The sequence below is a fragment of the Paenibacillus sp. JNUCC-31 genome (genome assembly GCF_014844075.1).
In the GTDB taxonomy this organism is placed as follows: Bacteria; Bacillota; Bacilli; order Paenibacillales; family Paenibacillaceae; genus Paenibacillus.
Genome location: NZ_CP062165.1, coordinates 2,605,970 through 2,626,167, shown reverse-complemented (window position 1 = coordinate 2,626,167; position 20,198 = coordinate 2,605,970). Strand labels below are relative to the sequence as shown.

Here is a 20,198-nt window from a genome sequence, read left to right as displayed (position 1 = left end):
TGGACTCCAGGGTGAAACATCGGATACTTGATCTGAAGGAATGCCCTGGATGCGGGGAGCTTATCTTAATGAAAAGAGGAATTGCACATGATCGATCCAAGCGTGAAGCAGGACCTGCGTGAAATAGGCAAGAAACTAACAAATCTTAGGGGGTCTCTTTGACTTAGATCTGAAGCAAGAGATGATCGAGAACTTCGAGGTGAAGATGTCCGCCCCGGATTTCTGGGATAATAATGATAAGGCCCAATCTTTAATCGCTGAGCTGAATGCGGTAAAGGGATCTGTGGATCAATACACCAAGCTGCAGCAGGATTATGACGATGCCGTGATGATGGCAGAGCTGGCTGATGAAGAAGGCGACGATGATCTGGCCGTTGAGATCGCCAACAGTGTGACGGCCATCGTGAGCAAGGTAGAAGAGTTCGAGTTACAGCTTCTCCTGAATCAGCCGTATGACAAGATGAATGCCATTCTGGAGCTTCACCCCGGTGCTGGGGGTACCGAGTCACAGGACTGGGGACAGATGCTGATGCGGATGTATACACGTTGGGCCGAGAAGCGCGGCTTCAAGGTGGAGGTACTGGATTATCTGGCAGGCGATGAGGCAGGAATCAAGAGTGTAACGTTATCCATCAAGGGGCATAACGCTTATGGGTATCTGAAAGCTGAGAAGGGGGTTCACCGGTTGGTGAGGATCTCACCTTTTGACTCCTCTGGACGCCGGCATACTTCCTTCGTATCCTGTGATGTGGTGCCTGAGATTGATGACACGATTGAATTGGACATTCGAACAGAAGATCTCAAGATCGATACGTATCGTGCGAGTGGCGCGGGTGGACAGCATATCAATACCACCGACTCAGCCGTACGGATTACTCACCTTCCAACAGGTGTGGTGGTAACGTGTCAGAATGAACGTTCACAGATCAAGAACCGTGAGCGAGCGATGACGATGCTTCGTTCCAAATTATATGAACGTAAAATTGAAGAACAAAAACAACAGCTGGACGAAATCCGAGGAGAACAGTCGGATATTGCGTGGGGTAGCCAGATTCGCTCCTATGTATTCCATCCCTATAGTATGGTAAAGGATCACCGTACGAGCGTGGAGACTGGAAACACAGGAGCAGTTATGGATGGCGACCTCGATGGATTCATCGATGGTTATTTGCGCAGCCAGATTAAAGTAGATACCGATTAATCAAAAGTTCCTGTATAGACCCGATACGTGTAGGCGTATGCTGGTGTATACAGGGGCTTTTTTTTGAGCATATATACAAAAAAAGGAGAGCACGATGACATGCAGCAGCAACAGCATTTACACAATAATCGCAAAAAGAGGTTGACCACCCTCATCCCCCTGAACGGCCCCTGGAGAAATGTCGTGGATACCGCATCCATCATTTTAGGTTCGTTTTTGATTGCCGTGGCCTTTAATTTATTCTTACTTCCAAACCAGATTGCGTCAGGCGGAGTATCCGGGTTATCGATATTGGGCAAACATTGGCTGGGGCTTGAACCGGCTTATACCCAGTGGGCCATTAATATTCCTCTTCTGATCGCAGGTTTTCTCCTGATTGGCAAGCAGTATGGTATCCGTTCAGTGCTCGGAAGTATTGTGCTTCCACTGTTTGTCTATCTCACGAAAGACTGGGCTATTCCAACAACGAATCCGCTGCTCGGTTCTCTTTATGGAGGAATTGGGGTTGGACTTGGTATTGGGATTGTATACAGGGGGAGAGGTTCAACAGGAGGCATGAGCATCCTCGCCAGAATCGTGCAAAAGTACAGTGGACTGAGTTACTCTCTTTGCGTCGTGATTATGGATGCTACAGTCATTATTATGGCAGCCTTTGTATTGTCATTGGAGCAGTCGCTTTATGCGCTGATTGGGTTGTACGTTACAGGGAAAGTCATTGATGCCGTAGAGATGGGATTGGGGTACTCCAAGGTGGCGTACATTATCTCTAACCAGATCGAACCGATTACGAAGGTGATTCTCGAAGATCTGGATCGCGGATTGACGAAGCTGGAGGCAAAAGGCGGATACACCGATGATCAGCGAACCGTACTGATGGTTGTGGTTGGGCAAAATGAGGTACCGAGATTAAAAGCATTAATCCGGTCGGTAGACCCAGGGGCTTTTGTCATCATTAGTAATGCGCATGAAGTGCTTGGCGAAGGCTTTAAGCGCGAACACACGTAAATACGCATACCATAGTATATTTCATGAATCATCTGTATATAAAAAGCAGGGACAGTCTCAGCCGGATCTGGCGAGGTCGTCCCTGCTTTTTTATTGAAATTACTTATGGCGACAATTAAATATTAAATTAAAATCTTATCGATGGACGTTATGGACAGAGAAAATCACCGAATAACATGAATCGGTAGTTTGTCTGGTCTGCAACGCATATCTGCTATTACAGAATCGGAGACAACAGACGAGAGATCGCTTCTTTGAAGCGGATCTTCACACTGCGTTTATTGTACTCCTCCAGTGTCATCTCACGGGAAACAAGAAGATCATGTTCAAACGTCTGCACAAGTGCAGTCGCAATGGCCTCATCATACATAAATGCATTGACCTCAAAGTTCAATCGGAAGCTGCGGTAATCAATATTAGCCGTTCCCACAGATGCGACCATACTGTCGATAATAAGCGTTTTGGCATGAATGAAGCCATTATCGTAGATGAATACGGTAGCGCCCACTTTTAACAACTCACCGATATAAGATAGCGTAGCCCAATATACGAAGGCGTGATCCGGTTTATTGGGAATCATAATGCGAACATCAATCCCTGACAGGCACGCAAGACGAATGGCTTCGAATACACTGGCATCCGGGATAAAATAAGGCGTCTGAATCAGAATGGAGTGTTTGGCTCCATTGATCATCTTCAGATAACTATTCTTGATGTGCTCTGTCTCTGCATCCGGTCCGCTGGACACAATCTGCATGGCCGTTGTTCCTGTCCCCTCAATATGTGGGAAATGCGCCGGAACATACGGAGTATCATGCTGTTTGGACGCTTCATTCCAATCCAGAAGAAAACGGGTCTGAAGCGCATGAACGGCGTTCCCCTGAATACGCAAATGAGTATCTCGCCAGTATCCGAACTTGGAGTTCAAACCAAGATATTCATCTCCTACATTAAACCCGCCTGTATATCCAAGGTTACCGTCAATGATGACAATTTTACGATGATTTCGATAGTTCATACGCAAGTTGATCAGACTGAATTTGGATGGGAAAAAGACTTCAACTAAGCCACCTGCTTCGCGCAACTCTTTGAAAAAGCGTTTGGATACCCGCCGTGATCCCAGCGCGTCATATAGCAGACGAACCTTGACGCCTTCCCGCGCTTTGCGGATGAGTGCATCCCGGATTCTTTTGCCGAGTCGGTCACCTCTATAAATGTAATATTGCACATGAACATGATCCTTCGCTGCCTCGATATCATCGAGTAATCGCTGGAATTTGTCTGTCCCGTCGGTAATAATCTCGACCGCATTGTCTTCAGTCAGTAGAGCATCGTTCTGCTTCAGGTTCATATAGATCATGTCCTGACTGCTCTCTGTCGCTTGGTTACGGAACGGTGTCCGATTGTCGTGCAGCTGTTCAAGCTGGCTAGCAATACGTTCTTCAAGCCCGAGTTTCTTGCGCTCTTTCCACTGGAAAAGCCGGTAGCGCGTCAGATTTTGCCCTGTTAATAGATAGAGTACAAACCCGAACACCGGAATAAAGTTCAAGACAAGCAGCCAGGCCCAGGATGCACTCGCATCCTTTCGTTCGAAGAAGACGACCGCCGCAGCGAAAATAATATTCAGGCCCAGGAGTACAACAAGTAAAATGGATTCGATATGCACTGTAGTCCCCCATGTTTCATAATGACCATCATGAATCCATTCATAAACCCTTCCTCGTGTAGATTGATTATGAATTAGACCCTGGTTGTAATGTTTCCTATAATACGTATTTTAGCAGAAGTATCCCGGTTCGTCCGCAGATGTTGGAAAGATATGTTCGGGAGCCATAAGAATCCATGTGAAATTGATGAGAGAGTGTTGTATTTATATAACTAGAGTCGTATAATAATACACAAATATGCATAGAAGCGACGGAATTGCTGTATGAAGGCTCATTGAGAGCAGGAGAACAGTATAAGTAGCGCATACAACGAGATTGGGGGAGCGAGAGTGAATAACAAATTAAAAGTGGCAATCGTCGGTTCCACCGGCTACGGCGGGGTGGAGCTGATTCGTTTTTTCCAGAACCATCCGCAGGTTGAAATTACTTCGGTAATCTCTTCATCCAGCAGTGGTGAGTCCATCGCAGATGGATTCCCGCATTTGACGGACGTGATTCATAGGCCACTCGACGGAGTAGACCCGGCTGAGATCGCAAGTCGTGCAGATCTGGTGTTCACAGCAACCCCGTCTGGTGTAAGCGCGAAACTCGTTCCGAGCCTGCTTGAAGCAGGTCTTAAAGTCATTGATCTGTCTGGAGATTTCAGACTCAAGGATGGAACGGTGTATGAAGAGTGGTATAAACACCCGGCACCATCTGCTTCATTGCTGGAACAGGCGGTATACGGCATGGCAGAGGTGTATGGAGACGAAGTGAAGGGCAAAAGCTTTATTTCCAACCCAGGCTGTTACCCGACGGCTACGTTACTCGGCTTGATTCCAGCTGTTGAGGCGGGATGGATTGATCCTTCCAGTATCATCATTGATGCCAAATCCGGTGTATCGGGTGCGGGACGGGGAACAAGTCTGACGAATCATTATGCAGAAATGAATGAGAATTTCAAAGTATACAAACTCAATAAACATCAGCATATTCCTGAAATTGAGCAAGTGCTGGGCAATATCATTGGAACTCCAGTCACAGTAACATTCACAACGCAGCTGGTGCCGATGACGCGTGGGATCATGAGTACGATGTATGCCAAACTAACTGGCGAACACAGTGACCGTGAAATCATTGATCTGTATCGCAAATATTATGAGAATCGGCCTTTCGTGCGTGTGCGTGAGCCGGGGATCTGGCCTTCAACCAAGGAAGTGTACGGATCGAACTATTGTGATATCGGATTTGCCGCTGACCCTCGTACAGGTCGTTTGACGATCATTTCGGTTATTGACAACCTGGTGAAAGGTGCATCCGGGCAAGCGATTCAAAATATGAACCTGATGATGGGATGGGAGGAGAACCTCGGGCTGAACATGACGCCGGTATATCCGTAAGGATTGGTTTGGTGGAAGAGCGTGCAGACGTCATTCCGGAACCAGCTAAGGAGAATCGGATCAAGCTAAGCGAGCGGATCATCGGCATGCAGCCGAACGCATAACGGGGGATAACATATGGGAACGAATGTGGAGCAAAAGGCTTTTACGATAGTTGAGAACGGAACGATTGTAACCCCGCGCGGGTTTACTGCTGGCGGACTGCATTGTGGTTTGAAAAAAACATCTCGCAACGACATCGGAGCGATCCGCTGTGACGTTCCAGCTACCGCTGCCGCGGTGTATACAACGAACGTGTTCCAGGCCGCGCCTCTGAAAGTCACACGTGAGAGCTTGAGCAATGGACGCCTTCAGGCAGTCATCGTGAACAGCGGCAACGCCAATGCGTGTACCGGGCAACAAGGCGAAGAGGATGCCTACGCCATGCGTACGGCGGCTGCACGTGAATTGGGTGTAGCGGAAGAGGATGTTGCTGTCGCCTCCACAGGTGTCATTGGTGAATTGCTGAAGATGGACGCTGTGCACTCGGGGATTAGCGGCCTTCCGGCACACATGGGCAAGGAAGAAGAAGAAGCGGAGCATTTTTCCCAAGCTATTCTGACAACCGATTTGGTGAAAAAAGAAGCCTGCGTCGCCGTTGAAGTGAACGGCAAAACGATTACAATTGCAGGTGCCGCCAAGGGATCGGGGATGATTCATCCGAATATGGCGACCATGTTGGCCTTTATGACCTCAGATGCGGTCATTGGCGCAGAAGCGTTGCAGCGCCTGCTGCGCCAGGCGACCAACCATACCTTCAACATGATTACAGTGGATGGAGATACAAGCACAAACGACATGCTTGTAGCGATGTCCAGTGGTCTGGCAGGCAATGAAGAACTGACTGTGGAACATCCGGATTGGAAAGCTTTTGCTGCCGGATTTACTTATGTGTGCGAAGTGCTTGCCAAAGCCATTGCACGTGATGGCGAAGGAGCAACGAAGCTGGTTGAGGTACAGGTTACAGGTGCAGTTAGTGATGAATCCGCGCAAGCGATTGCGAAGACCGTCATTGGCTCCAGCCTGGTGAAATCCGCCATGTTTGGCGCGGATGCCAACTGGGGACGTATTATTGCAGCTGTAGGGCGCGCAGGGCAGCCAGTCAACCCGGAGACGGTTGATATCCGTCTGGGAGATATTTCTGTACTTGCACAGTCCCGTCCGGTCGTATTTGACGAAGAAGCGGCGTTGGCCTACTTGCAGACGGATACCGTACGCATCGTGGTCGATCTGCACCACGGCAAGGGAACAGCTACCGCTTGGGGCTGTGACCTGACGTATGACTATGTACGAATTAACGCGGCATACCGCACGTAATAAATATTTTGAATTAATTTTATTGAAGCTAACAGCTTCCCTACGAGAAGCTGTTTCACAAATAATATATAGAAAATGTATAAGGATTGAACTTTATTTGGTAGTTGAACACTGGTGAAGTCAGTGGAGAAGACGGAATCGATTCTGTAGAAGCGGAGCGTTCGCCTTTGTCTCCGGGTTTTTCCCTCCAAAGAGGGATTCAAAAAAACCTGGAGACAACAGCGATCGAAAGAACGATCCGGATTCGGAACGGTCAGCCATCAATTATCGCATCAATTAAGTGTTAAGCCCTTTAGAATTTTTTAAATGAAAGGAGTGCCCTCATGAATTCAACATTGCAAAATGAGAGTGCCGGAGCTGAGTCAGGTGCCGAGAAGCAGACGTTTGTCATGAAATGCGGAGGCAGCACGTTGGCGGCATTGCCTGAATCCTTTTTTGCAGATCTGCGTGACTTGCAGTCCCAAGGGACTCAGCCTGTCATCGTGCATGGCGGTGGCCCTGCGATTTCGGATAACTTGGCGAAGCTGGGCATTGAGACCGAGTTCGTGAACGGATTGCGCAAGACGACAGAACCCGTGCTGGATGTGGTGGAAATGGTTCTTGCGGGGAGTATCAACAAACAGATCGTACGCCTGATCCAACGTGTCGGTGGACGTGCGCTGGGCTTGTCGGGTGTGGACGGTGGTCTGATACAGGCGAAACCCGTTACCAACCATGCAGAGATTGGCTGGGTAGGTGACGTAACGGGCGTTAATGCGGAGATTATTCAAGGTATCGTAAACATGGGCTATATGCCAGTTATTGCGCCAGTTGGTGTGGATGCATCAGGCCAACGTTATAACATCAACGCAGATACAGCCGCAGGTGCGGTAGCCTCTCATCTCGGAGTTAGCCGGATGATCGTAGTAACCGATGTTCCTGGCATCATGAAGACCGTAGGCGGCGAGAAAAAAGTATTGGCATCCGTTTCCGTACAGGAGATTGAGGATATGATCCAAACTGGAGAAATCTACGGCGGCATGATTCCGAAGGTACGCGCAGCCATCGCTTGTATTCACGGCAAAGTGCGTGAGGTCGTCATCGTAGACGGCAGCGAACCACAGATCCTGAGCCGTGTGCTTGGCGGAGAAACGATCGGAACCCGAATTATGCGTATGCATTAACTTGCTCTCAATACGCTAGAGTCTTAAAAGTCTTATATTATATAAAAAAATATGTACTCGATTTTTGTGAATCTGCCATAGCACGATAACGAAGAGTGCAGAACCAATCTGAAGACATCAACGCGAGAACGGAGAGGACAGAAATAACCTGAAGAAGCGGAGCGTGCGCCTTTATCACTGGATTTCCACCTTTAAAAATGAATTGAAGAAATCTGGGGATAACAGCGATCGGAAGGTTGTTCTGTCATCGAAGTGGAAGTATGCATATGTTCGGAAGGTGGACTGCAATCAAGTGGTCTAGTGTTATGTTTTATTCACCTTAGGAGTGTACCAACAAATAAGGAGTGATAGGTGATGGCAAAAGGCAATGAACAGCCAGGTTCTGGCACAGCAGTAGCGGGCGTAGCGGCGACAGGGGCAGCGGCCCAGACGGAAAGCTCTCTTTTCCAAACGTATGCACGTTATCCGATTAGTCTGGTCAAGGGAAAAGGCAGCTGGTTATGGGATGATCAGGGCAACCGTTATCTCGATTTTATGTGCGGATTGGCTGTAACGAGCCTGGGCCATGCACCGGAGAAGGTAGGAGCCAAGCTGAAAGCTCAAATAGATGAGCTGTGGCATGTCTCTAACTTGTTCCAGATTCCGGGTCAGGAAAAAGCAGCCACTTTGTTGACAGCAAATACGTGCGCAGATGCCGTGTTCTTTTGTAACAGCGGTGCAGAAGCGAACGAAGCGGCCATTAAACTGGCTCGTCGCTATCACCAGAAGGTGAAGGGTACAGATCGGTACGAAGTCATTACATTTGCCCAGTCCTTCCACGGACGGACACTCGCAACATTAACGGCAACCGGGCAGGATAAGGTGAAAGAAGGATTTTTGCCATTGCCAGCCGGATTCGTAACTGTACCCTTGCATGACACAGCGGCACTTGAATCGGCGATTGGACCCCATACAGCAGCGATTATGCTGGAAATGGTGCAAGCCGAGGGTGGTGTGCACCCAGTCAAGCCGGATTTTGTCCACCATGTTCGGAAACTGTGTGAAGAGCACGGACTGCTGTTGATTGTAGACGAAGTGCAGACGGGAATGGGACGTACAGGTAAATTGTTCGCGCATGAGCATTATGGCATTGAGCCAGACATTTTCACGGTAGCCAAAGGTATTGGCAGTGGATTCCCTGTAGGTGCGATGCTGGGTAAAGGTTATCTGAAGGATGCGTTTACGGCGGGCAGCCATGCAACGACGTTTGGCGGCACACCGCTTGCTTCCTCTGTTGTCATTGCAACGATTGAAACGATGCTGGAAGACCACCTGCCAGAGCGTGCAGCTGAAATGGGCGAATACCTGATGAACTCCCTGCGGGAGCGCCTGACAGGTAATGCGTTTGTAAAAGAAGTACGGGGTATGGGTCTGCTGGTCGGAATTGAATGTGCTGAAGCGGTAGGCGACATCGTGCTTGCTGGTCAGAAGCGAGGCATTCTCTTTGTATCCGCAGGACCGAATGTCATTCGTCTGCTTCCGAATCTGTATGTGAGCAAGGAAGAGATTGACGAAGCAGTGTCCCTGGTAGCTACATTGATTGAAGAGCATGTGGCGGCGAAGAACGCTTAATTGGACGTATAAAGTAATTCGTTTAGGAACCTTTCTGACTCGAGGCCTTCACCGGCCTCGATGCGGAACAAGATGATGAATCCCTGTAGCCGCGCGGTAAACTAGCGGAAGATGCACGTGAGCAGCCGGATGGTCAAATCTCAATCTTCTACACTCTTCTGCCCATGCGGGTGCAGGGAACCGGAAATAAGGAGGACAACATTAACATGACACAAGCGCAACAGACGGAAAAGATCCAGAAGGTAGATCTTAGAGGCCGGGATTTTATTGAATTTACAGATTATACAGCGGAGGAAATCCGCTATTTGCTGGACCTTGCGATTGAGATTAAAGGCAAACAAAAAAACGGTGTTCCGTATCAGCCACTCCAAGGCAAAACGATCGGACTCATTTTTGAAAAATCATCTACACGTACGCGTGTATCCTTTGAAGTCGGCATGTTCCAGTTGGGTGGACACGCGCTCTTCTTGAGCAAAAACGATATCCAACTTGGTCGCGGGGAAACGACACATGATACAGCCAAAGTCCTGTCACGTTACCTGGATGGCATCATGATTCGTACCTTTGGACACCATAATGTGACTGAACTGGCGCAACATGCGGATGTACCGGTTATTAACGGCCTGAGTGATGCGGCACATCCATGCCAGGTACTCGCGGACTTCCAAACCGTTCTTGAGCATAAAGGCAAGCTGGAAGGTCTCAAAATGGCTTATGTCGGAGACGGCAATAACATGGCGCATTCCCTTATGCTTGGTGCAGCGAAGATGGGCATGCATGTTGCAGTAGCGACTCCGGAAGGGTATGAGCCTGACAGCGCAGTTGTAGAGCAGGCGCGCAGCATTGCACAGGAGAGCGGCTCACAGGTGATTGTAACGTACAGTGCACAGGAAGCTGTGAAAGATGCAGATATCGTGTATACGGATGTATGGGCAAGCATGGGTTTTGAAGAGGAACAGAAGATTCGTGAGCAGGCATTTGCAGCGTATCAGGTAGATGAGGAATTGATGAAAGGCGCCAAGCCGGATTACATGTTCCTTCACTGTCTGCCAGCTCACCGCGGGGAAGAAGTGAGTGCCGGAGTCATTGATGGCCCGAACTCCCTGATCTTTGATCAGGCGGAGAATCGTCTGCATGCACAAAAAGCATTGATGGCTGCGTTAATGAGCGAATAGAAGCTGTTTGTCTGAATGGGTTGATTTTAGGTGCAGATTTCGCGATGATAGATTAAGCAACTGAACTTGGGGAGGACCACCACACATGGCTAAGGAAAAAATCGTACTCGCTTATTCTGGCGGGTTGGACACATCTGTAATTTTGAAATGGTTGAAAGAAACATATGATGCAGAGATTATCGCATTTACGGCGGATATCGGACAAAAGGATGAACTGGACGGCCTTGAGGAAAAAGCACTCGCTACTGGCGCTTCCAAAGTGTACATCGACGATCTCCGCGATGAATTCGCAAAAGATTTCATCTATCCCATGTTCCAGGCGGGTGCCCTCTATGAAGGGCAATACCTGCTCGGTACAAGTATCGCACGCCCACTGATCGCCAAACGTATGGTCGATATCGCTCGTGCAGAAGGCGCTACTGCGATTGCTCACGGCGCTACGGGTAAAGGGAATGACCAGGTTCGTTTTGAGCTGAACGCAGCTGCGCTGACACCAGACATTCAGGTCATCGCGCCTTGGCGTCTGGAAGAGTTCCGCAACCAGTTCCCAGGACGTGCAGAGATGATCGCTTACGCTGAGAAACATGGAATTCCGGTAACCGCATCGGCGGCGAAACCGTATTCCACTGACCGTAACCTGCTGCATATCAGCTATGAGAGCGGTGTGCTCGAAGACCCTTGGTTCGATCCAAGTACGAACGAGAACAAAGACATGTTCCTGCTCAGCAGCGCACCTGAAGATGCACCGGATCAAGCGGAATATGTTGTACTTGATTTTGAACAAGGTAATTGTGTTGCACTGAATGGTGAGCGTTTGAGCCCACTGCAAGTGATGGAGCAACTGAACGAGCTGGGTGGCAAGCATGGGATCGGCCGTGTGGACATGGTGGAGAACCGCTTTGTTGGCATGAAGAGCCGTGGCGTATATGAGACACCGGGCGGAACCATTCTGTTTACAGCACACCGCAAAATGGAATCCATCACGATGGACCGCGAAGTCATGAACTTGCGTGATAGCCTGATCACACGTTACAGCACACTCGTTTACAACGGTTTCTGGTTCGCACCGGAACGTCTGGCACTGCAAGCGCTGGTGACCGAGAGCCAAAAAAATGTTACAGGTACGGTTCGTGTGAAACTGTATAAAGGCAACATCATCGGCGCAGGGGTGAAAAGCCCTGTCAGCCTGTACAATCCGGACATTGCCACAATGGAAGCTGATCCAACGCAAGCATACGATCAAGGGGATGCAACAGGCTTCATCCGCTTGAACGCATTGCGTTTGAAAGTAAACTCCGGTGTGGAGCAAAACAAAAACTAATTTCATCCTGCATATAGAGCATAAACGATTATAACTGACAAGGCGGGCCGTTCTTGCACATCTGGCAGGAGCGGCTTTGTCCATGAGCGAAAGGGGAGTACTCACTGTGAGCAAGCTGTGGGGAGGACGTTTTACCAAACAAACCAATCACCTGGTTGAGGAATACACAGCGTCAATCAACTTTGATAAAGCGTTGGCTGAGGAAGATATTCAAGGAAGTCTGGCGCATGTAACGATGCTGGGCAAATGCGGCATTCTGCCGGCAGAGGATGTAGAGACGATCAAGGAAGGTTTGATCACCGTTCTGCACAAAATCCGTGCGGGCGAAGTGGAATTCTCCGTATCGGATGAAGACATTCACATGAACATTGAGAAAAACCTGATCGATACCATCGGCCCTGTAGGCGGCAAATTACATACAGGACGCAGCCGAAATGACCAGGTAGCAACGGATATGCACTTGTACCTGCGTGAGCGGGTGGTTGGATTTGTTGGCATGCTGCACTCGTTGCAGGAAGCGCTGATCGGACAAGCCAAAGACAATCTTGATACGATTGTACCGGGGTATACGCATCTTCAACGTGCACAACCGATTCTGTTCGCCCATCACCTGATGGCGTATGTCTCAATGTTCCAACGGGATGCGGAGCGTCTGATGGACAGCTACAAACGCATTAACGTGCTGCCACTGGGTGCAGGTGCACTTGCGGGCACAACGTTCCCGATTGACCGTCATTTTGTGGCGGAACAACTGGGATTCGATGGGGTATATGAGAACAGTCTGGATGCGGTCAGCGACCGTGACTTTATTGTGGAGTTCCTGGCAGCCGCTTCGCTGATCATGACTCATTTGTCCCGTCTGAGTGAAGAACTGGTGCTGTGGAGCAGTACGGAGTTTGGTTTTGTTGAACTGGATGATGCATTCTGCACGGGCAGCAGCATTATGCCTCAGAAGAAAAATCCGGACGTTCCCGAACTCGTCCGTGGTAAAACCGGACGTGTGTATGGAAACCTGATCGGTTTGCTTACCGTACTGAAATCTCTTCCGCTCGCGTATAACAAGGACATGCAGGAAGACAAGGAAGGCATGTTTGACACGGTAGCGACGCTGGAGGGAGCACTTCAATTGTTTGCTCCGATGATTGCCACGATGACGGTCAACAAGGGTCGGATGCGTCAAGCGGTCAATCAGGATTTCTCCAACGCTACGGATATTGCGGACTTCCTCGTGGGAGAAGGTTTGCCGTTCCGCCAAGCACATGAGGTTATCGGTAAGACGGTATTGTACTGTATCCAAAACGGCAAGTATTTGCTCGATCTGACCATTGATGAATTCCGGCAGTTCTCCCCGCTGTTCGATGAGCGGATCTATGATGTCCTGCAACCGGAAGCGGTTGTTAATGCTCGTAACGTATACGGCGGAACAGCTTCGAACCAGGTGGCTGAGGCGATTGCACGTAGTGAAAAGGTGCTGGAAATGACAGAGCAATGGATTACCAATCGAGGTTGATTTTAAGGCACCTTTTGAAATAAAACCAAAAAAAGCAGGCAGAGAGATTTTTCTCAGGCCTGCTTTTTTTGGTTTGTAGACTCACGATCTTTTAGTGAATGAACCGTTCTACTTGAGTATGGATTGGCGGGTTCCACTGGATTTTTTTTATTTACGCTCTCGCAGAGGCAACCATTTCAATACATTCTGAATCTTCTTGTCCCAATAGCCCCACTCATGTTCACCAGGTTCCTCCTCATAGGTCAATTGGAGATCGGTCTGCGCACAGGCTTCACGGAAGGATTGATTCTGATCATACAGGAAGTCTTCCGTCCCGCAGCATTGATAGAGCAATGGCTGAGGTCCACTGCTCGCTTGGTTCTCCTTCAGTAGTTGGAGCAGGTCGTTCTCCGAGCCTGCAATCTTCGGCCCAAAGATACGTTCCATTTCGGCCCGCCAGAGTGGGCTGGAATTCATATTATCCATATGCGCTTTCATGTCGAGTGCCCCGGATAAACTTGCTGCCGCAGCATATTGATCTGGTTTACGAAGAGCTAGTTTAAATGCACCGTAGCCCCCCATAGATAAGCCGGCAACGAAGTTATCCTCCCTTTGATGCGATAACGGGAAGAAAGAGCGGGCGATGGTGGGCAGTTCCTCACTGATGAAGGTCCAATACGATCCTCCCTCAACCATGTCCGTGTAGAAGCTGCGATGCACTTGAGGCATGACCACAGCAATCCCCAAGTCAGCGACGTATCGTTCAATGGATGTGCGGCGAAGCCAGATAGAGTCATCGTCCGATAGACCGTGCAGCAGATACAGTGTGGGATGCAGTCCTTGACCTGATACGTTCTCCATACCAATCTGATTGTGGGTTTGTTGTGGCAGGATAACATGCATGCTGGTGCTTAGACCAAGCGTGTCCGAGTAAAAATTACATTGAATAAGTGCCATGTGCTAAAGTAACCCCTTTCATAATTCATTGTCGAAGTGTTCTGAATTTGATACAAGGGATGGAAGCTGGAGCTGTCATGGCTCCAAAGTGTTTATAGTAAACAGGTTATACGTAAATCTCTTCCGATGCAACAACAAGGTCCACTGTAGGGAGAGGAAAGTAAACGCTTCCGAAAATATGTGAATTTTTATGTGGGAGCAGGAGATAGGAATAGAAAACGGTGGTTCAATTCACAATGTTCTTCGCCTGCTTTACAACGTAACAATGTTATGTTACACTGATTTCAATATAAAGGGGGACCATATATGACCGATGATTTGATCTCCAAAAAAGAATTGCTGGACCTGACGGGAATCTCCTACGGCCAGTTATACCGCTGGAAGCGGAAAAATCTAATTCCGGAAGAATGGTTTATTCGGAAGTCGTCCTATACCGGACAGGAGACCTTTTTTCCGAAACAACAGATATTATTGCGGATTGACAAGATACTCAATATGAAGGATGGATTGTCACTGGATGAGCTTGCAGACGTATTTTCGCCTACATTGGGTGAAGTGGAAATGTCTGCTCAACAACTGGTGGAGCGAAACATTGTTTCGCAAATATCGCTCGATCTGTTGAAAGAAGCACATCAGGAACGACCGCTGTATGCATTGGAACAGATTATGATGCTGTATGTACTTGATAAGCTGTTAATGTGCGGAGATATAACTCGGCAGGAGGGTGCGTTGCTGATCGATGTGATGTCTGAACATTATTATCGTTTCACTGGCAGACCAAGCGAGCTGGTCCTTATTCGCAAGATGGGTGTTCCATCATTCATGCTGGTGGCGGCAGGAACGGAGTTTTATTTTGACAATGGTGTGAAGGTGGTTCTAAGGCAGCCTATGGGCACGTTTATGGAAGAATTAAAACTCAAATTGGGATAAGGAGAGGATCATATATGGAGGAACGAAATTTGCGAAATGATCTGAACGTAGCAGGCTTGAGCCAAACGGCAGGCGGGGAATTTCACCGGGTATCCATTGATGGCATGGCTAAGGTAAACGGTAACCTGGACTGTACCTCTCTTAATGTGAATGGGACATTGAAGATGCATGGATCTTTGAGTGCAGAAAGTGCAACGATCAATGGCATGTGCACCCTGAATGGCCCCTTGATCAGTTCTCGTGTTCGTGTGGATGGGTTGACCACTATTAACGGAGATCTCCGCAGCCCAGAGCTTGAAGTGAACGGAAAGTGTACCGTACGCGGACGAGTGGATGGAGAACGAATCGATATTGGCGGCGTGATCGATATCGAAGGCGACGTACAGTGTGAGTCCCTGAACGTACAGGGCAATATTAAAATCAGTGGCTTCCTGAATGCGGGAACGGTTGAGATCAGGCTGCATACATCCTCTTCGGCCAAAGAGATCGGCGGGGAACGCATTGATATTCGTCGTAAGGAACAGACTGGTTTTTGGAAAAGTATTGGCCTGGGCGGTACACCTTCATTCAAGACATCCTTGATTGAGGGGGATGAAATCATGCTGGAAGATACTGAGGCAGACATTGTTCGTGGCAACAAGGTTCATATCGGTCGCGGCTGTAACATCAGATTGGTCGAATATTCGGGTGAGCTTGAGGTAGATCGGGATGCCAAGGTGGGCAGCAGTCAGCAAATTTAATTTTTGATTTGGAGCGAAAGGGATGTGATCGGTTTGAATAACCATTTTGCGAGTTCAATGGATAAAAAACATGATATTAGCATCATCGGCGACGGCAGTTCTTCTGGTGGTGTGTACGGAAAGGTCAAGGTAGTGGGGGATTCCTCATTTAACGATAATCTGTTGTGTGATCAATTCAAATGTACTGGCACATCGGTTATATATGGATCTCTTGAATCAACCGATATCAAAATTACGGGAACCCTTACCCTGAAAGAGCGGGCTGCTGCCGGCGACGAAGATCAGGAGGGCAATTATGCTCCTAACCTACATGCAAAAGCTGAACATATGAAAGTGGTAGGGGAGTTTCATGTGTCAGGCGATTGTCAGGTGGAGGATATGAAGCTAAACGGCCGTTTTACGATAGCAGGTATGCTCAGCGCCGAACAAATGACACTCAGAATCATGGGGCCATCCGAGGTCAGGGAAATGGGTGGATCTATCATTTCAGTGAAGAGCGGCAAGGGCAAACTGTTCGAAGGTTTATTTTCGGGGCAGAAATCGGTACTCAAGGTAGAAATGATCGAAGGTGACGATATCGAATTGGAGTACACCGAGGCAGAAGTTGTTCGAGGGGATAAAATAAAAATTGGCCCCGGCTGCCGGATTGGTACAGTGGAATACCGCTCTTCTCTGCAAATTCATCCGCTATCGGAAGTTTTGGTGCAAAGCAATCGGTCCTTGGACTGATTATCCACCGCAACTTTTCGGATATACTAATGCAGTCATATGAATAGAGCGTGAATGGAGAGATAGAGTACAATGGTTGCACGTAAAAACAATATTGGATTGGTGCTGGCAGGGTTACTGCTGAGCATACTGATGGCTTCGATGGACAATACCATCGTGGCAACGGCAATGGGGGATATTGTCGGGAAGCTGGGCGGTCTCGACAAGTTCGTCTGGGTGACCTCCGCGTATATGGTAGCCGAGATGGCCGGTATGCCGATCTTTGGTAAATTATCCGACATGTACGGAAGGAAGAAGTTTTTTGTATTTGGCATTATTGTGTTTATGCTTGGGTCAGCATTATGCGGAACGGCAACTTCGATTGTTGAACTGACGATGTACAGAGCTATTCAGGGTATTGGTGCAGGTGCATTGGTGCCGATTGCCTTTACCATTATGTTTGATGTGGTCGCGCCTGAATCCCGGGGCAAATTAGGCGGTTTGTTTGGAGCTGTGTTTGGCTTGTCCAGCGTATTCGGTCCGCTGCTGGGTGCTTACATTACACAGTATGCGACATGGGAATGGGTATTTTATATCAATCTGCCGCTTGGCCTGGTTGCATTTGTGTTTATTGCATTTTTCTACAAAGAATCTCATCAGCATCAGTCCCAACAGATTGATTGGCTGGGTGCAGTGACGCTGATTGGTGCTGTGGTTTGTCTGATCTTCGGTCTTGAGCTGGGTGGCAAAACATACGCCTGGGGATCGTGGCAGATTATCGGATTGTTTGCCGGATTTGTAGTGCTGGCGCTGCTTTTCCTGTTTGCGGAAACAAGAGCCAAGGAACCGATTATCTCCTTCGGCATGTTCCGCAACCGGGTGTACTGGTCCAGTAACGTCATTGGCATGTTCAGTGGCGCGGCATTTATTACGGCATCCGTGTACATTCCGATCTTTATTCAGGGCGTGCTCGGCGGCAAAGCGACCAATTCCGGACTCGTTCTGCTGCCCATGATGCTGGGTTCTGTCGTAACCGCCTCTATGGGTGGGGTACTCATGACCAAAATCAAGTATCGTAACATTATGATTCCTACATTGGCCCTGCTGGTCGTTGGCCTCGGGTTGTTAACCACACTGGATGAGGGTTCTTCCCTCTGGACGATACGTATTTACATGGTGATGATAGGTCTTGGTGTTGGAGCTTCGTTCTCGGTGCTTAGCAATGCAGCCATGAACTCGTTTGAACCGCAAAGACGCGGTGCTGCGAGTTCCACGCTTAACTTTTTGCGGTCACTCGGCATGACGATGGGGATTACGATCTTTGGTATCGTGCAGAGCCAGGTATTTACGCGCAAAATGAACGATGCCCTCGCCGGATCAGCGGCGGAAGCGGGTAGCGCCGGTGCTCCAGCAGGCGGTGTACCTCAGGGAGTGGATCTGAGCGATCCGCATGCGTTGCTGTCGCCAGAGCTGAGAAAGGCGATCCCGCCACAGGTGCTGGATGCCATTACGCATGCATTGTCTTCCTCCATCGTGCAGCTCTTTGCTTGGGCTGCGATTCCGGCAGCGCTCGCATTAATTGCTGCGTTCTTCATGGGTAAGGAGAAGATGGTCATTGGCGAGGAGCAGGGAGAATATACAGGCGGACATTAAAAAGGTTTCAGTCTGATCGTTACAACGATAAGAATCTATACAACAAACCAAAGACACATCTCTCAGGAGCCCAGTATGGGAAACGGGAGATGTGTCTTTTTCTTTTTTTTATTTTGGCAACGTGATTCCATCTAAAGTGCGATCAACTAGATATAGAGATTAAATTTAAGGTTGCTTCGTGTCGCTAATGCCATCTTCCACAATAGAGGGTTCCTGAGGATCAGGCAGGTTAATATGACCAGAGGAGCGGGCAATCAGGCGATTCTGAGCTTTGTACGTGTCACGTGTTATGGTTTTGGATTCGACAACTTTACCGTCGACCTTTTTGGTGCGGACCGTTTCAACAATATACCCGGGCTGACCGTTCTGGAGCACTTGCTGGACTCCATCCGGCAATACATTGCTGGCAACATATTTCACGGGGGCACTTAACGTTTCAATCGTATGTGATTCCAGCGCATAACTGACGTTCTCCGGGAAGGTGCCGAAAAATTTGACTGTTAAGCTTCCACCTTCCACTTTGGCCTGAATCAGCAAGGATTTGCCGGTATTGTTTTTGAATCGAAAATTAATCGAACCTGAGGCAAATGTGGCATCCAGCCCCTTTGGCAAATATTTGACGGGCAGGGAGTGATTGCGGCGCTCGACAATATCCAGTCCGGTCAACAAGGCAGCGTTATAGACCGTGCTGGATACCTGGCAGATGCCGCCTCCAATACCAGGGGTTAACCGTCCATTCACGATGACTGGTGCTTCCCGGAAGCCATAGTCTTCCTCCGCCTTGCGGATGATCTTCTCATAATTAAACGTACCATTAGGCGGCAAAATCATGTTGTTAACGGCTTGCGCTGCTGCACTGACGTTATGTATCCGGCCTTCACTGCTGTTGCCAAGGCTGGTGGAGAACTGGATGATCTTCCGCTCAATCCCCTCCTTGCGCAGCGAGTCGAGAGTTATCTCAGGTTGCAGTGTATACAATGGCAGCTGAATTAGCAGCGGATTCGGCTTCGCCTCTTGCTCCAGTGCAGCGAAATCCCGGTGCAGTTTGACCTGCATTAGGCTCGCGAGTTCATCCCAGGCGATCCGGCGGACGCCCTTTTCCGGGATGTATTGTACCTGGTCACTTGCGGTAATGCGGCGGACAGCGTCCGCGGGTGAACCGAAGCTTTCCTTTTCCCAGGCAGGATTCAGTTGTTCTTGCAGTGGTTTTGAATGATACGTCAGCTTCAGGGGCCACTCCTGGATGAAATGATACCGGGCATAAGCGCGCTCCCACAGATTGCCTTCATCCAGCTGCTTTACGGCTGCCCGGAAGTCGTCAGCACTGTAATTTGCACCTGTCTGGGCAGCGGTGAACGTCATTGTTTTGGCTGCTGGATCGTCCACCTTCAGAGTGACAGGCCACTCCTCCAGTTGTTTCAATCGTTCATCCAGTGCTTGTTGTACCTCCTTGCGATTCATCCCCTCTACGGACCATTCGCCAACACGTACACCTTTCGGCAGAGCAGGCTGGTTCACGTACATGTACAGTAATCCGTAAGATGCGGAACCGATCAAGAGGATTGAGAATAGCACAATGACTGTCAAATGTATTTTTTTCATATCCGTACGCTCCTTTGTACTTCTGTTGTTCCGCAATTCGTAACACTTTCCATATATATGATCCAATGATGGAAAACTTTCGGGTACTCAATAGGTAACAAATTTGTTACAATAAAATTTATATGTATCCATGCTTCACCATCGAAAAAGGGGCGAAATGGATTTTCCCTGATGAAATTCAGGTCTTTTTAAAGGAAATGCCGGGATTGTGTCGAAATGATAATGGCTAACTATGCAACGG

16 protein-coding genes are annotated in these 20,198 nt (G+C 48.7%); 13 read left to right on the top strand and 3 right to left on the bottom strand.

Features of this window, described 5'->3' with window-relative positions:
• Positions 1 to 87 precede the first annotated feature (87 nt).
• Both prfB and JNUCC31_RS11460 read left to right on the top strand, forming a co-directional pair.
• Positions 88 to 1,201, top strand: a protein-coding gene (gene prfB / locus JNUCC31_RS11465) for a peptide chain release factor 2 (protein WP_192271213.1) whose coding sequence is annotated in 2 segments (ribosomal slippage) — positions 88 to 159 and positions 161 to 1,201 — 1,113 coding nt in all. Because the reading frame shifts where the segments join, the coding sequence is not laid out codon by codon here.
• Between the two features lie 99 nt (positions 1,202 to 1,300).
• On the top strand, positions 1,301 to 2,206 hold the full coding sequence (locus JNUCC31_RS11460) for a YitT family protein (RefSeq protein WP_192271211.1): 906 nt from the start codon (positions 1,301 to 1,303) through the stop codon (positions 2,204 to 2,206).
• A 217-nt stretch (positions 2,207 to 2,423) separates the two neighbouring features.
• Here the strand turns inward: JNUCC31_RS11460 and cls are convergent, their stop codons facing one another.
• A complete protein-coding gene (gene cls, locus JNUCC31_RS11455) occupies positions 2,424 to 3,872 on the bottom strand; it encodes a cardiolipin synthase (RefSeq protein ID WP_192271209.1) in 1,449 nt (482 codons plus the stop codon).
• A 330-nt stretch (positions 3,873 to 4,202) separates the two neighbouring features.
• On the opposite strand from cls, the gene argC reads away from it, so the two are divergent.
• From argC to argH, 7 genes are all read left to right on the top strand, one after another.
• Positions 4,203 to 5,252 carry an N-acetyl-gamma-glutamyl-phosphate reductase gene (gene argC / locus JNUCC31_RS11450; RefSeq protein ID WP_192271207.1) on the top strand — a complete coding sequence of 350 codons (1,050 nt, stop codon included), beginning with the start codon at positions 4,203 to 4,205 and terminating at the stop codon, positions 5,250 to 5,252.
• 117 nt (positions 5,253 to 5,369) lie between these two features.
• Complete coding sequence (gene argJ, locus JNUCC31_RS11445; RefSeq protein WP_192271205.1) at positions 5,370 to 6,608, top strand: bifunctional glutamate N-acetyltransferase/amino-acid acetyltransferase ArgJ; 1,239 nt, start codon at positions 5,370 to 5,372, stop codon at positions 6,606 to 6,608.
• Positions 6,609 to 6,931: 323 nt separating this feature from the next.
• The gene (gene argB / locus JNUCC31_RS11440; protein ID WP_192271203.1) at positions 6,932 to 7,771 is read left to right on the top strand and encodes an acetylglutamate kinase; all 840 of its coding nucleotides are present in this window, start codon (positions 6,932 to 6,934) and stop codon (positions 7,769 to 7,771) included.
• A 354-nt stretch (positions 7,772 to 8,125) separates the two neighbouring features.
• Entirely contained in the window at positions 8,126 to 9,382 is a 1,257-nt protein-coding gene (locus JNUCC31_RS11435) for an aspartate aminotransferase family protein (RefSeq protein WP_192271201.1), read from the top strand.
• Positions 9,383 to 9,588: 206 nt separating this feature from the next.
• Positions 9,589 to 10,557, top strand: coding sequence for an ornithine carbamoyltransferase (argF, locus tag JNUCC31_RS11430; RefSeq protein ID WP_192271199.1), 969 nt, complete (start codon positions 9,589 to 9,591; stop codon positions 10,555 to 10,557).
• Positions 10,558 to 10,642: 85 nt separating this feature from the next.
• Positions 10,643 to 11,878 carry an argininosuccinate synthase gene (locus JNUCC31_RS11425; protein ID WP_192271197.1) on the top strand — a complete coding sequence of 412 codons (1,236 nt, stop codon included), beginning with the start codon at positions 10,643 to 10,645 and terminating at the stop codon, positions 11,876 to 11,878.
• Positions 11,879 to 11,984: 106 nt separating this feature from the next.
• Positions 11,985 to 13,388 carry an argininosuccinate lyase gene (gene argH, locus JNUCC31_RS11420; protein WP_024631587.1) on the top strand — a complete coding sequence of 468 codons (1,404 nt, stop codon included), beginning with the start codon at positions 11,985 to 11,987 and terminating at the stop codon, positions 13,386 to 13,388.
• A 147-nt stretch (positions 13,389 to 13,535) separates the two neighbouring features.
• Here the strand turns inward: argH and JNUCC31_RS11415 are convergent, their stop codons facing one another.
• Complete coding sequence (locus tag JNUCC31_RS11415) at positions 13,536 to 14,324, bottom strand: alpha/beta hydrolase (protein WP_192271195.1); 789 nt, start codon at positions 14,322 to 14,324, stop codon at positions 13,536 to 13,538.
• 306 nt (positions 14,325 to 14,630) lie between these two features.
• On the opposite strand from JNUCC31_RS11415, the gene JNUCC31_RS11410 reads away from it, so the two are divergent.
• The 4 genes from JNUCC31_RS11410 to JNUCC31_RS11395 all read left to right on the top strand — a co-directional run bounded on the left by JNUCC31_RS11410 (position 14,631) and on the right by JNUCC31_RS11395 (position 18,355).
• Positions 14,631 to 15,254: a YhbD family protein gene (locus JNUCC31_RS11410; protein WP_192271193.1), complete on the top strand. Its 624-nt coding sequence runs from the start codon at positions 14,631 to 14,633 to the stop codon at positions 15,252 to 15,254.
• A gap of 14 nt (positions 15,255 to 15,268) precedes the next feature.
• Positions 15,269 to 15,994, top strand: coding sequence for a polymer-forming cytoskeletal protein (locus JNUCC31_RS11405; protein ID WP_192271191.1), 726 nt, complete (start codon positions 15,269 to 15,271; stop codon positions 15,992 to 15,994).
• 57 nt (positions 15,995 to 16,051) lie between these two features.
• Entirely contained in the window at positions 16,052 to 16,723 is a 672-nt protein-coding gene (locus tag JNUCC31_RS11400; protein ID WP_228469621.1) for a hypothetical protein, read from the top strand.
• 72 nt (positions 16,724 to 16,795) lie between these two features.
• Positions 16,796 to 18,355, top strand: coding sequence for an MDR family MFS transporter (locus tag JNUCC31_RS11395; protein ID WP_192271186.1), 1,560 nt, complete (start codon positions 16,796 to 16,798; stop codon positions 18,353 to 18,355).
• Between the two features lie 165 nt (positions 18,356 to 18,520).
• Here the strand turns inward: JNUCC31_RS11395 and JNUCC31_RS11390 are convergent, their stop codons facing one another.
• Entirely contained in the window at positions 18,521 to 19,957 is a 1,437-nt protein-coding gene (locus JNUCC31_RS11390; protein WP_192271184.1) for a VanW family protein, read from the bottom strand.
• Positions 19,958 to 20,198: the final 241 nt, after the last annotated feature.